Source organism: Streptomyces sp. N35 (assembly GCF_016464295.1).
GTDB lineage: Bacteria > Actinomycetota > Actinomycetes > Streptomycetales > Streptomycetaceae > Streptomyces.
This window is the reverse complement of the sequence record NZ_JAEIMH010000009.1, coordinates 33,336-46,781: the sequence shown is the minus strand read 5'-3', so window position 1 is coordinate 46,781 and position 13,446 is coordinate 33,336. Positions and strand designations below refer to the sequence as shown.

The 13,446-nt window shown below is 71.0% G+C and carries 8 protein-coding genes and 1 pseudogene; 5 read left to right on the top strand and 4 right to left on the bottom strand.

The window, feature by feature from the left end:
* The first annotated feature begins 185 nt into the window (after positions 1-185).
* Positions 186-3,641, top strand: coding sequence for a DNA polymerase III subunit alpha (locus JAO81_RS07385; protein ID WP_199546968.1), 3,456 nt, complete (start codon positions 186-188; stop codon positions 3,639-3,641).
* Positions 3,638-4,663: a hypothetical protein gene (locus JAO81_RS07380; RefSeq protein WP_199546967.1), complete on the top strand. Its 1,026-nt coding sequence runs from the start codon at positions 3,638-3,640 to the stop codon at positions 4,661-4,663. The genes JAO81_RS07385 and JAO81_RS07380 overlap by 4 nt, the downstream gene beginning before the upstream one ends.
* A 49-nt stretch (positions 4,664-4,712) precedes the next feature.
* Here JAO81_RS07380 and JAO81_RS07375 read toward each other — a convergent pair whose 3' ends face one another.
* The 4 genes from JAO81_RS07375 to JAO81_RS07360 all read right to left on the bottom strand — a co-directional run bounded on the left by JAO81_RS07375 (position 4,713) and on the right by JAO81_RS07360 (position 9,679).
* Entirely contained in the window at positions 4,713-5,387 is a 675-nt protein-coding gene (locus JAO81_RS07375; RefSeq protein WP_199546966.1) for a response regulator transcription factor, read from the bottom strand.
* A 24-nt stretch (positions 5,388-5,411) separates the two neighbouring features.
* The gene (locus JAO81_RS07370; RefSeq protein WP_199546965.1) at positions 5,412-6,665 is read right to left on the bottom strand and encodes a sensor histidine kinase; all 1,254 of its coding nucleotides are present in this window, start codon (positions 6,663-6,665) and stop codon (positions 5,412-5,414) included.
* Positions 6,666-6,847: 182 nt separating this feature from the next.
* A complete protein-coding gene (locus JAO81_RS07365) occupies positions 6,848-9,301 on the bottom strand; it encodes a plasma-membrane proton-efflux P-type ATPase (RefSeq protein ID WP_199546964.1) in 2,454 nt (817 codons plus the stop codon).
* A 57-nt stretch (positions 9,302-9,358) separates the two neighbouring features.
* Positions 9,359-9,679, bottom strand: coding sequence for a hypothetical protein (locus JAO81_RS07360; protein ID WP_199546963.1), 321 nt, complete (start codon positions 9,677-9,679; stop codon positions 9,359-9,361).
* A gap of 215 nt (positions 9,680-9,894) precedes the next feature.
* On the opposite strand from JAO81_RS07360, the pseudogene JAO81_RS07355 reads away from it, so the two are divergent.
* From JAO81_RS07355 to JAO81_RS07345, 3 genes and pseudogenes are all read left to right on the top strand, one after another.
* Positions 9,895-11,481 (top strand): annotated as a pseudogene (locus tag JAO81_RS07355) (oleate hydratase); the annotation flags it as partial.
* A gap of 88 nt (positions 11,482-11,569) precedes the next feature.
* Complete coding sequence (locus tag JAO81_RS07350; protein ID WP_199546961.1) at positions 11,570-12,688, top strand: DUF3533 domain-containing protein; 1,119 nt, start codon at positions 11,570-11,572, stop codon at positions 12,686-12,688.
* Positions 12,685-13,347, top strand: coding sequence for an acetate uptake transporter (locus tag JAO81_RS07345; RefSeq protein ID WP_199546960.1), 663 nt, complete (start codon positions 12,685-12,687; stop codon positions 13,345-13,347). Before JAO81_RS07350 ends, JAO81_RS07345 begins: the two co-directional genes overlap by 4 nt.
* Positions 13,348-13,446: the final 99 nt, after the last annotated feature.

The window sequence follows — 13,446 nt, the reverse complement described above, 5'->3', positions numbered from 1 at the left end:
CCTGTGCCCCCGCCGCGAAGGCGGGGGCACAGGCGCTTCACAGCCGTTGAGCCGCCCCTCGCCACCCACCGTGTCACCACCACCAGGCGAATCGCAAGGATGTTCGATACAGTGGCCTGACCAGGCCACTGAGGCAGGCGTGGTCGACAGTAAGGGCAGGGGGCAGCAGTGGCGAGGTGGTACGGATGCGCGGCTTTACGCATCTGCACACCGTCTCCGGGTTCTCGCTGCGCTACGGCGCATCGCACCCCGAGCGGCTCGCCGAGCGGGCGGCCGAGCGCGGGATGGACGCGATCGCGCTGACCGACCGGGACACCCTCGGCGGATCGGTGCGCTTCGCCAAGGCCGCGAGCCGCGCCGGGGTGCGCCCGCTGTTCGGGGTGGATCTCGCCGTCGCGGCGCCCGAGGAAAAGGCACGGCGCACCGAACGGCGGCGCACCCCCGCACGCGGCGGCGCCTTTGTCGACGAGTCGGCCCAGCGCGTGGTGTTTCTCGCGCGGGACGGGGCCCGCGGGTGGGCCGAGCTGTGCCGCCTGGTGACCGCCGCGCACACGGACGGCCGGCGCCCGCTGCTGTCCTGGGACGCCACCTTCGGCGAGCACCTCACCGTCCTGCTCGGCCCCGGCTCCGACGTCGGCCGCGCCCTGGCGGCGGGACGCCCCGACCGCGCGGCCCGGCTGCTCGCGCCCTGGCGGGAGCGGTTCGGAGATGCGGCACTGCGGATCGAGGTCGTCTCGCACGGGCTGAGCGGCACCGGCACGGGGTCGCTGCGGCACGCCGCCCGCGCTCTCGGCTTCGCCGCCGAGCAGCGCATCCTGCCGACGCTCACCAACTCCGTGCGCTACGCCGACGAGGGCCAGGGCCCGGTCGCCGACGTCCTCGACTCCGCACGCCGGCTCGTCCCCATCGACCGGCGCGGTCCCCTCGACCCCGGCGAGCGCTGGCTCAAGCCACCCGCCGACATGGCCCGGATCGCCGAGCAGATCGCCGAGGCCGCCGGGTACCGGACCAGCACCGCGCGCCGCCTGCTCGAAGTCACCGCGGACACCGCCGCCGCCTGCCGGGTCGACCCCGAGGACGATCTGGGCATCGGCCGCGTCCACTTCCCCGAGCCGGATCTCGTCGGGGCCACCCGCCGCACCCCCGAGCGTGTGCTGCGCTCCAAGTGCGCTGCCGGGATGGTGCTGCGCCACTACGACCGCAAGCCTGCGTACTGGGAACGACTCCAGGCGGAACTGGAGCTGATCGACCGGCTCGGCTACGCCTCGTACTTCCTCACCGTCGCCCAAGTCGTCGAGGACACAAGGGACTTGGGCATACGGGTCACCGCACGCGGCTCCGGCGCCGGCTCGCTGGTCAACCACCTCCTGAACATCGCCACCGCCGATCCCGTCGAGCACGGTCTGCTCATGGAGCGCTTCCTGTCCGACAACCGCGCCGAACTGCCCGACATCGACATCGACGTGGAGTCCGCCCGCCGCCTGGAGGTCTACCGCGCGATCCTGGCGCGCTTCGGCCCGCAGCGGGTCGCGACCGTATCCATGCCGGAGACGTACCGCGTCCGTCATGCCGTACGCGACACGGGCCTGGCGCTCGGCCTCGACCCGGCCGAGGTGGACCGGCTCGCGAAGTCCTTCCCGCACATCAGGGCGCGCGACGCCCGCGCCGCCCTGGCCGAACTGCCGGAGCTGCGCGGCATCGACCCCCAGGCGTACGGGCCGCAGATGTGGGATCTCGTCGAGGCCCTGGACGCGCTGCCGCGCGGCATCGCCATGCACCCGTGCGGCGTGCTGCTCTCCGACACGACGCTGCTCCGGCGCACCCCGGTCATGCCGACCAGTACCGAGGGCTTCCCCATGTCCCAGTTCGACAAGGAGGACGTCGAGGACCTCGGCCTGCTCAAGCTCGATGTGCTCGGTGTGCGGATGCAGTCCGCGATCGCGCACGCCGTCACGGAGATCGAACGCGCCACGGGCCGCCACATCGACATGGAGGACCCCGGACAGGTCCCGCCCGCCGACCCCAGGACGTATCAGCTCATCAAGTCCTCCCAGACGTTGGGCTGCTTCCAGACCGAGTCGCCCGGACAGCGCGACCTCATCGCCCGGCTGCAGCCCGAGACCTTCCACGACCTCGTCGTCGACATCTCGCTGTTCCGGCCCGGGCCGGTCGCGGCGAACATGGTCGACCCGTTCATCAAGGCCCGGCACGGCAAGCAGGCACCCGACTACCCGCACGAGGACCTCAGGGAAGCACTCGAGGACACGTACGGCGTGGTCGTCTTCCACGAGCAGATCATCAGGATCCTGAAGGTGATGACCGGCTGCTCCCTCGCCTTCGGCGACCACACCCGGCGCGCCCTGTCCAACCCCGAGCTGATCGGGCGAGTGCGGGCATGGTTCGCGCAGGAGGCCGGCAAGCGCGGTTACACCCATGAAGTGATCGAGCGGACCTGGGAGATCATCGAGGCCTTCGGCGCGTACGGCTTCTGCAAGGCACACGCCGTCGCCTTCGCCGTCCCCTCGTACCAGTCGGCCTGGCTGAAGGCCCACCACCCGGCGGCCTTCTACGCGGGGCTGCTCACACACGACCCGGGGATGTACCCGAAACGCCTGCTGCTCGCGGACGCGCGCAGAAGAGGCGTACCGATCCTGCCCCTTGACGTGAACGCCTCGGACTCCGCCTATCTAATCGAACTGGTGTCTGATCCGGCGGTCGCGAAGGGCACTCACGGCGTACGGCTCGCGCTCAGCGATGTCCGCGGAATGAGCGAGGCCGAGGCGGCACGGATCGTCGCGGGCCGTCCGTACACCTCGCTGCAGGACTTCCTCTCGCGGGCCCGCCCCTCCCGTCCGGTGGCCGAACGGCTCGCGCAGGTCGGCGCGTTGGACGCCTTCGGCCGCAACCGGCGCGATCTGATGCTGCACATCGCCGAGCTGCAGAAGGGGCAGAAGGGCGCCGCCCAGGGCCAGTTGACGCTCGGCGAGAGCGATGACGCGCCGGCCGAGGTCGCCCCCGCCCATCTGCCCGACCTCGACGACGTCGAGCGGCTCGGCGCCGAGCTGGGCATCCTCGGCATGGACACCTCGCGCCATCTCCTGGGCGACCACCGGGAGTTGCTCGACGAACTCGGCGTGGCCACCGCCCAGCGCCTGAAGGACCTGCCGCACGGACAGGTGGTCCTGGTCGCCGGCGCGAAGGGCGCCGTGCAGACCCCGCCGATCCGCTCGGGCAAGCGCGTCATCTTCACCACGCTCGACGACACGTCGGGGCTTGTCGACTGCGCGTTCTTCGAGGACAGCCATGACGCCTGCGCGCACACCGTCTTCCACTCCTGGCTGCTTCTCGTACGGGGAGTGGTGCAGCGCCGCGGTGGCGGCAGCGGCAAGGCGCTCTCGGTGACCGGCTCGGCCGCCTGGGACCTGGCCGAACTGGCCGAACTGCGCCGTACGGGAGGGCTCTCGGCGGTCACCGAGCGGCTCACCGCGGACCGGCCGAGCGCGGACCCCGCCGGGGACGGCCGCAGCATCCGCCTGGAGACCGGTTACGAGCTGCACCCGTGGGCGGATCTGCAGCCGCCCGGCGAATCGGTCAAGCAGAGCCGCAAGTTGTGGCACCAGAGCCCGGGGAGCGCGGGATGAGCGGCCACCCGAAGGAGGGATCAGGGGTGCAGATCATGTACATCCACTTCCACGACCTGGTGGACGAGCAGATCTACCACCATCTGCTGTCCCTGCTCGCCGAGTTCACCCCGCAGGTCCAGGCCCTCCCCCCGGACGCCGCGCTCGCCGACGTCTCCGGCAGCCTGCGCTACTTCGGCACGGACGCCCCCGGTCTGGCCGAACGCATCCGGGCCCGTACGGGCGGCCTGTACGGGCTCCGCTCCACGGTCGGTGTCGCCGCCAACCCGATGCTGGCCCGGATGGTCGCGGCCGACGGACCGCCCTCGGCCGTGCGCACCCTGCCCGACGACATGGCCGAGGTCGCCGATTTCCTCGCGGCCAAGCCCGCCGCCGCCCTGCACGGAGTGGGTCCCGCGACGACCCGGACCCTGTCCTCGTACGGGCTCGACAGCATCGGCAAGATCGCCGCCGCGCCCCTCGGCACCCTGCAGCGGATCCTCGGCACCGCGGCGGGCCGCCGGCTGCACGACGCGGCCCGCGGCCTCGATCCCACACCGGTCGTCCCCGCGGGCCCGCCCCGCACACTGCGTGTCGAACACCGCTTCCCGCAGGACGAGTTGGACCGCGACCGCCAACGCGCCGCCCTGCTCGCCCTCACCGACCGCCTCGGCCTGCAGCTGCGCGCCGAGGCCCAGGCGGCCCGCGCCCTCACCCTCACGGTCCGCTACGCCGACCGCTCGACGACCACCCGGACCCGCACCCTGCGCGAAGCCACCGCCCACACGCCCCCGCTCACCGCCCTCGCCTACGAGCTCCACGACAAACTCGCCCTGCAACGGGCCCGGGTCCGCTCCCTCGCCCTGCGCGCCGACGATCTCGTCCCCGCCGAACACACCTCCCACCAGCTGCTCTTCGATCCCGTCGACGAGAAGGCCCGCCGGATCGAGGAGGCCGTCGACCGGGCCCGGAACAAGTACGGGGCGGCCGCGGTCGGCCCGGCCGCGGCACGACCGGCTCCCGCGCCGTCCCACGCGGCGTAACAGAACACGCCCGTCCACCTCCCTTGCACGGCAAGGGGGTTGGAGCGGCTCAGCGCCCCAGAGCCTTCAGGAAGATCCCCCGCTGGTCGTTGACGAGCAGCGCGAGCTGTGTGCGGTTGTCCAGCCCGAACTTGCGCAGCGCCCGCGAGATATGTGACTTGACCGTGCCCTCCGCGAGGGAGAGCCGTTCGGCGATCTCCCGGTTGCCGAGCCCTTCGGAAACCGCGACGACACAGCGCAGTTCCATCGGAGAGAGCGAGGCGGCCTGCGCCACGAGCTCCGGACCGCCCGCCGGGTGGAGGTGCCCCGCGAACCGGTCCATCACGGTCGCGATCACCGCCGGCGAGAGCACCGCCCGGTGTGCGACGGCGCTGTGCACGGCGGCCCGCATCTGATCCCCGGCGGCCGTCTTGAGCAGATAACCGTCGGCGCCGGCGCGCCAGACCCGGGCGACCTGATCCTCGTCCGCAAGTGCAGTGAGGATCAGGATGCCCAGGTCCGGGTGGCGTTCTCGCAGCAGCCGCGCGGTCTCGGCGCCGTCGAGGCCTCCCGGCATGGCCAGATCGAGGACGACGCCGTCCGGGGTGTGAGCTGCCACCAGCTCCAGAGCCTGTTCGCCCGAGCCGGCCTCGGCCACCACCTCGATATCGGCTCCGCCATCGAGGATGGTGCGCAGTCCGGTTCGCACGACTTCCTCGTCGTCGACGATGACGATGCGAATCATTGCGTCTCTCCTCGGGGGAAGTCGTCACGGGGGCCGGTACGCCAGGCCTGATTCCCGGGCCGGGCACCGGATCCTGCGTCGGGCCACGGCACCTCGGCCCGCACCAAAAAGCCGCCGTCCGGCCGCGGGCCCGCGGTCAAAACGCCGCCGAGCGCCGAGCCGGCTGCGCAGACCCGGAAGTCCGAGCCCGGTGCCACGTGCCGCCGGCCGGACGGGGGCGCCCCGGGGCTTGCCGTTGCCGAGGCCGAGGACCCAGCCCTCGGGTTGTACGGCGAGTTCGAGGCGTACGTCGGCGCCCGGCGCGTGCCGCAGCACGTTCGTCAGCGCTTCGGTGACGATCCGCCGGGCCGTGCGCCGGTGCTCGGGCGGCAGCGCGCGGAAGTGCTCGAAGAAGTCGTCGCTCAAACGGACTTCGAGGCCGGAGGCCCGTACGCTCTCCAGTGATCCGCCCAGCGCCTCCGCCTCGGCCTGCCCGGCATCCGCCGACAGCAGCGGGCCCCCGCGTACGGGCGACCGGTCGAGCCCCTGGTCCAGCTCGCGCAGTCGCAGCACCCCGGTCATGGACCGCAGGTGATCCGAGGCCTGCGCGCACTGCCGCTGGGCTGAGTCGAGCAGTTCGAGGGTGCGCCCGCCCGGCGGCGCGGGGGTGAGCTCGGCCCGCAGGGACTCCACGAGGATGTTGAGCAGCGCGACATCGTGGCCGAGCAGATCGTGGAACTCACTGACCAGACGGCTCCGTTCGGCGTTCACCGCGTCCACGGCACGCTGCCGCGCGGCGTTCGCCGCCTGTGTGAGGTCCTCTTCGCGCTGGCGCCGGGTCGTACCGGCCACGACGGTCAGCGCGACCATGAACACGATCACCGCGACACTCGTCACCGAACCGTCCTGCACCAGCGGCGGCCCCGAACCGGTCGCGGTCAGCACGAACACCAGGGCACTGGCCAGCAGCCCGAACACCCAGGCTCGTACGACGGGTTGATAGCGGCCGGCCGCGTACGCGAGGAAGAACACCGCCGCGTAGTGCATGCTCAGCGCCGTCCCCGCCAGGACCACGACCCCGGCGGCGGGGAACCTGGTGCGCCGCCACAGCAGCGCGCCGGCGGCCAGCACGATACCCAGCCAGCGCAGCAGCGGATGCGCGGCCCACGAGCCGTGCGCCCAGACGGCCGGGAGCTCCATGGCCGCGGCGACGACAAGCGCCCCGCACGCCGCCAGCCGGTCCCAGGCCGCGGGCGACAGGGAGCGGCGCAGGCCGGCAAAGGGGGCGATCGGGACCACCCGGGCCCTCCCTTCAGCACATATCCCTGGGTCACACGGCATGACTGGTCGATTCACCTTGCCATCGGAGTACGGCGCCCGCTCTGTGGCACAAAGCCACGAACGCAGGCGAGAGCGGGGCTCCCTGCCCACAGGCAGGTCCCGCCCCAGTGTCGGGGCAGGGCCTGAGGCGTCTCGCCTTGTCAGTGGGTGATGACGCTCTTGGGGTGCCGTTCCAGCCATCGCAGCGTGAGCAGCTTCAGCCGGTCCTCCAGAAGGAAGCAGACCGCCGCGTACACCCAGACGAAGGCCACCAGGCCCCATCCGAGGGCCGTCATCCCGATGCCGAAGCCGGTCACACAGGTCGCGATCAACTGCGCGGCCAGGACCGCGAGAAGCAGGGGCTTGGCCGGCGCGGGCGAGGTCCAGAACGGGCCCTTGGTGCGGGTGACGAAGATGGTGGCCTGGCCCGAGACCGAAAGGCTCAGATAGACCAGCGACTGGATCGTCCCGTCGCCCAGATGCCAGACCTCGTGGCCGAGCAGGAACATCAGGAAGGTCTCGCACACTCCGGCGACACCGAGCACGGTGGCCAGCACGAGTGTCCCGCGCATGTCCCAGACCACCGGCTTGCACGAGCCGCGCACCTTGTCGTAAGCGATGGTGAGGATGGCGCCGTCATTGAGCAGCGCCAGCAGGACGATCATCATCGCCGTGACGGGGAAGAAGTTGTACGCGACGATCGTCAGCGTCATCAGGCCCAGGACGCGAAGGGTCTCCGTGATGCGGTACGTGGCGTAGTTGACCATCCGCTGGATGATCTCCCTGGCCTGCACGATGGCCTTGGAGACGACCCCGAGGCCCGGCGAGAGCAGCACGACATCGGCGGCCGCGCGGGCGGCGTCCGTGGCGTCGGCGACTGCGATCCCGGCGTCGGCCTGCTTGAGCGCGGGGGCGTCGTTGACGCCGTCGCCGGTCATGCCGACGATGTGGCCGCGTTCCTGCAGCATCTTGACGATGCGGTACTTGTGCTCGGGGAAGACCTGGGCGAACCCGTCCGCGACCTCGACGAGGTGGGCGAGCTCCAGCTCTCCGGCGGAGCCCGAGCCCGGTTCGGCCCGCTCCAGCGCGGCGGTGTTCAGGATGTTGTCGCCCATGCCTATCTGACGGGCCAGTTCCCGGCTGATCGCGACCTGATCGCCGGTGACCATCTTGACCTGGACGCCCAGGTCCTGGGCCGCCGCGATGGTGTCCGCGGTGTCGTGCCGGGGCGGGTCGGCCAGCGGCACCACTCCGAGCAGCCGCCAGGCGCCGGTGTCGTCGGTGCGGGCCACCGCGAGCGAGCGGAAGCCGCGGGCCGCGAACTCGTCGGCGACCCCGCCGACTTGCTCCGCCGCCGGGTCACCGTCACAGAGTTGCGCGATGACCTGCGGGGCGCCCTTGCTCACGTGGTAGGCGCCGGGGGTGCCGTCGATGCCGACAGTCGCCTCGGTCCGCTTGCGCACCGGATCGAACGGGACGAACTCGCTGACCAGCCCGTCCGACGCGCCGTGCAGCCGGTCCTGGGCGGTGGAGATGACGATCCGGTCGATGGGGTCGGCGTTCTCGCTGCGGGACGCCAGGGCAGCGGAGCCGAGCAGCTCGGCCTGGTCGACACCGGCGGGGACCCACGGATCCAGGATCGCGAGGCGGTTCTCGGTGAGGGTGCCGGTCTTGTCCGAGCAGAGGATGTCGATGCTGCCGAGCTCCTCGACGGCCGGCAGGTTGGAAACGACAGCGTTGTGCCGGGCCAATGTGCGCGCCCCGACCGCGAGCGTCACGGACATCACGGCCGGCAGCGCGACCGGGACCGAGGCGATCACGACCACAAGGGCGAACTCGAGGACGGTGAGCACGGGGTTGCCGCGGGCGATCGACACGACGAGGGTCACGGAGACCAGGGCGAGCGCGAGGAGGATCAGGTAGTTGCCGATCCTGAGCACGGCCTTCTGCAGGTGGCTCTCGGTGCCGGCCTCGCCGACCAGTGCCGTGGTCCTGCCGAAGAAGCTGTGCTCACCGGTCGCGGTCACCACAGCGTCGGTCTCCCCGCGCGCGATGACCGCGCCGGAGTAGAGCGTCTCGCCGCGGGCGTGTTCGACGGGCAGCGACTCACCGGTCAGCGCGGCCTGGTCGACGTCCATCGTGGTGTCGTCCAGGATGCGGGCGTCGGCGGGTACGACGTCCCCGAGCCGGACCCGGATGCGGTCACCCGGAACCAGTTCGCGGACGGCGACCGTACGCCATACGCCGTCGCGGATGACCGTGGCCTCGGTGGCGAGCCGCTCCTTGAGGGCCGCGATGGCGTTCGCCGCCTCGTGCTCCTCCACGAAGGCGACCACACCGTTGACGATCAGGAGCACGCCGATGATGGCCGCATCGGGCCAGCGGCGCACGAGGACCGACAGCACCAGGGCGACCTCGATCATCCAGGGAATCGGCGCCCAGAAGTGCCCCAGGAACTCCTTGAGCGCGCTCTTCTCCCGTTCGACGATCTCGTTCGGACCGAACGCGGCCATCCGCTCGCGCACTTGGGCGTCGGTCAGCCCGTCGGGCGACGGATCGGCTTCGTCAGGCATCACCACCGGGGAGACGTCGGCTGGGACTGTGGCCGTGGCCATGGCGCATCACTCGCTTTCTGTCGTTCGTTTCCCCCTGCTGCCCGATCTCTCCTGAGCTCAGCCGAGCAGTCGCCGCAGCAGACCGGGGCGGCCCTGGCGCGGCGGGCCGAGCAGCACGCGTGCCATTGAGGTGGCGGTACCGGCCGGCAGGACGCGCAGGACAGTGGACTCGCACGCGGGGCAGTACGGCCGGGTGACCGGGGAGCGGACCGCCTCGCCGTCGCCTCCGGTGCAGCGGACCCGGGTCACGCCCCGGCCGTCCACGTAGCGCCTGACGTCGTACTCCTGCTCCCAGCTGTGGCCGCAGTCGAGGCAGATGCAGGAGTAGGCCTCGTGCCGGAGGGTGGATGTCTCGGGAACCTTCGTCTTCGTGCTCATAACTCAAGGAAACACCCGAAACCGCAGGTCGGACGGCCGCAAATGTCCTGATCTCAAGGCACCAGTGCCCGACCAGGAGCCGGTCCGTGTAAACGAAAGACGCGGGACCCTGCCCGGCATCCGTCACTCGTTCGGCCCGGGGCCCCTGCCGGTCCCGACGTCCGGACCGAGACTGACGACGACCTGTCGAGGCCGGCAAGCACCGTCGAAGAGCACCGAGGAGCATGGCAATGGCGAAGGCATACCTGGTGGGAAGCGGCATCGCGTCCCTGTCGGCTGCGGCGTTCCTGATCCGGGAGGGCGGGTTCTCCGGGTCGGACATCGTGATCCTGGAGGAGCAGGACCGCGAGGGCGGCAGCCTCGACGCATCGGGGTCGCCGGAGACCGGGTACACCATGCGCGGCGGCCGGATGTTCGAGATCCACTTCGAGTGCACCTACGACCTGCTGAGCTCGATCCCCTCGCTCGACGACCCCGCGAAGTCGGTCACCGAGGACACCTTCGCCTTCCACGAGGACTTCGCCTGGGACGACCACGCCCGGCTCGTCGACAAGGACGGCAAGGTCGTCGACGCCCACTCGATGGGCTTCTCCGAGCGCGACCGCCTCGAGCTGGTCAAGTGCGTGGGCACGCCGGAGAAGCTGCTCGACGGCAAGCGGATCGTGGACTGCTTCAGCCAGGAGTTCTTCCACACGAACTTCTGGTGGATGTGGTGCACCACGTTCGCCTTCGAGCCGTGGCACAGCGCGATCGAGTTCCGCCGCTATCTCAACCGCTTCGTCCATCTCTTCAAGACCTTCGACTCCATGTCGGGGATCTACCGGACGCGCTTCAACCAGTACGACTCGATCGTGCGCCCGCTGATGAAGTGGCTCACCGACCAGGGCGTGACGGTCCAACTCGGCACCACCGTCACCGACTTGGACCTGACCGACGGCGACGAGCTCACCGTGCGCGGCCTGACCTGGACCCGCGGCGGCACCGAGGAGACGGTGGACCTCGCCCCGGACGATCTGGTGATGGTCACCAACGGCTCGATGACGGCGGACTCCACGCTCGGCGCCACGGACCGCGTCCCCGCCCTGGACACCTCGGGGACGGCCGGCGCCTGGCGGCTGTGGGAGACCCTCGCGGCCAAGCGCACCGACGGCCTGCTCGGCGACCCTTCGGTGTTCAACTCGTCGATCGACGACTCCACTTGGGAGTCGTTCACGGTCACCACGAAGGACCCGACCTTCTTCGGGCTGATGGAGAAGTTCTCCGGCAGCGAGGCCGGCAAGGGCGGTCTGATCACCTTCAAGGACTCGGGCTGGCTGCTCACCATCGTGCTCAACCACCAGCCGCACTTCCACGAGCAGCCCGAGGACACCTTCGTCTGGTGGGGCTACGCCCTCTTCCCCGACAAGAGCGGCGACTTCGTCCGCAAGCCGATGCGCGAGTGCACCGGCCGCGAGATCCTCGACGAGGTCCTGCACCACCTGCGCTTCGACGAGGGCCCGCAGATCCTAGAGAACTCGATCGTGCTGCCGGCCCTGATGCCGTACATCACGAGCCAGTTCCTGGTCCGCAAGGCGGGCGACCGGCCGCAGGTCGTCCCGGAGGGCTCCACGAATCTCGCCTTCATCGGGCAGTACGCCGAGGTCCCCGACGACGTCGTCTTCACCGTCGAGTACTCGGTACGCACCGCCTGGACCGCGGTCGCCGGACTCCTCAAGCTCGACAAGCAGCCGCCGCCCGTCTACAAGGGCGGCCACGACCCGAAGGTCCTGGTCGACGCCCTGCACACGATGCACCGGCGCTGAGCCCCGGTCCGCTCACCCGATCGGGCCCGCCCCCGCTGCGGACCGCCCGGCGGGGGGCGGGCGGAGGGGCGTGGGGCCCCGTGGGGGGGTGGAGGATCCGGGTACCGGACTCCTGCAGGAGATCAAGGACGCCGTGAGCGTACGGACCGCGCTGCTGGTGCTGGGCGTGCTCGCCGTGCAACTCGCGTTCATCGCCTCGTACATCGGCGCGTTCCACAACCCGAAGCCGCACGAGATCCCGATCGCGGTCACGGTCGCCGTACCCGCCGCCCAGGCCGCCGCCGAAGCCGAGGCCGATCCGGCGCGGGCCGCGGCGGCGCGGAAGCAGTTGGAGGCGGCGACCGATCAGGCCGTGCAGCGTCTGAAGGCGCTGCCGGGCAAGCCGCTCAAGCCGAGCTCCAGCGATTCCGAGGCCGATGCGCTGGCGCGGATCAAGGACCGGGGCGTCGACGGGGCGCTGATCATCAACCCGCAGGGCACCGAGGACAAGCTCCTGGTCGCCAGTGGTGCGGGGGCCTCGCTGTCCCAGGCCATCGAAGAGATCATGGTCAAGGTCGAGGGCGCGGAGAAGCGGACCTTCAAGGTCGTGGACGTGGTGCCCGACGCGGAGGGTGACGCGCGCGGTCTGTCCGCGTTCTACCTCGTCGTCGGCTGGTGCGTGGGCGGTTATCTGTGCGCCTCGGCCCTCGCCATCAGCGCGGGTGCCAAGCCGGCCAACCCGGCGCGTGCGGTGATCCGGCTCGGCGCGATGGCCGTGTACGCGGTCGTGGCGGGTCTGCTCGGCGCGGTGATCGCGGGTCCGCTCCTCGGTGCGCTGCCCGGCAGCGTCATGGCGCTGTGGGGTCTCGGCGCCCTCCTTGTCTTCGCGGTCGGCGCGATCACGCTCGCCTTCCAGGGCCTCGCCGGAATCGTCGGTATCGGCCTGGCGATCCTGCTCGTCGTGGTGCTCGGCAATCCCAGTGCCGGCGGCGCTTATCCGTATCCGCTGCTTCCGGGCTTCTGGCGGCACATCGGCCCGGTCCTGCCGCCGGGCGCGGGCACCTTCGCGGCCCGCTCGATCGCGTACTTCAAGGGCAACGGCGCCGGTGGCGCGTTCCTGACGCTGGCTGGCTGGGCGGTGGGCGCGGCGGCCGTGGCGATCGTCATGTCGCTGGTGCGCCAGGACAAGAAGGAGCTCCAGGCAGAGGCCGAGGAGCAGCGCTCATGAACCTTCTGAACCGTTCGGGCCCCATCGCCCAGGCGCTGTCCGTCAAGCGCATGGAGCCGTCCGCGCAGGCCCAGTTGGGTCCGCTCGGGCTCACCGGGTTCATCGTGGTCACGGTGATCGCCACCGGTATCGACGCGGGTGTCTTCCCGGAGAAGCTCTCGCACCCCGTGCTGCCGATGGTGGGGTTCTTCGTCGGCGGTCTCGCGCAGCTGATCGCCGGATTGTTCCAGGCGCACCGAGGCGACACCTGGCACGCCACTGTCTTCGGTTCGTTCGGGCTCTTCTGGATGGCGAAGGGGCTGATGCTGCAGTGGGTGACGCCGGGGCTCGACCCGGCGCTGCGCGGCGACACCATGGGCCTGTTCACGCTGCCGTGGGTGTTCGTGGTGTTCGTGCTGTGGCTGGGCGCGCTGCGCATCCATGTCGCCCTGCTCTTCACGTTCACCTGCGTCCTGATGGCCTTCATCGGCATGACGGTGGTGGGCTTCACGGGCAGTGTCGGCTGGAACCGCGTCACGGGCTGGTCGGGTCTGCTCGCCGCGCTCGGCGCGCTGTATCTCCTCGCGGGCCAGATCCTGGCGTCCACGTGGGGCCGCAACGTCCTGCCGATGGGCCGCTTCATCGCGCCTCGGCTGGAGGAGGAGCACCCCGAGGAGTAGTCCGGCGAAGGCGCGTTGCGCATACCAACGCGCCTTGCCCATACGGAAAGGCCCCGGCCCCGCGGGGGCCCGCGGGGGGGGGTTTTCCTCCCGGGGGGC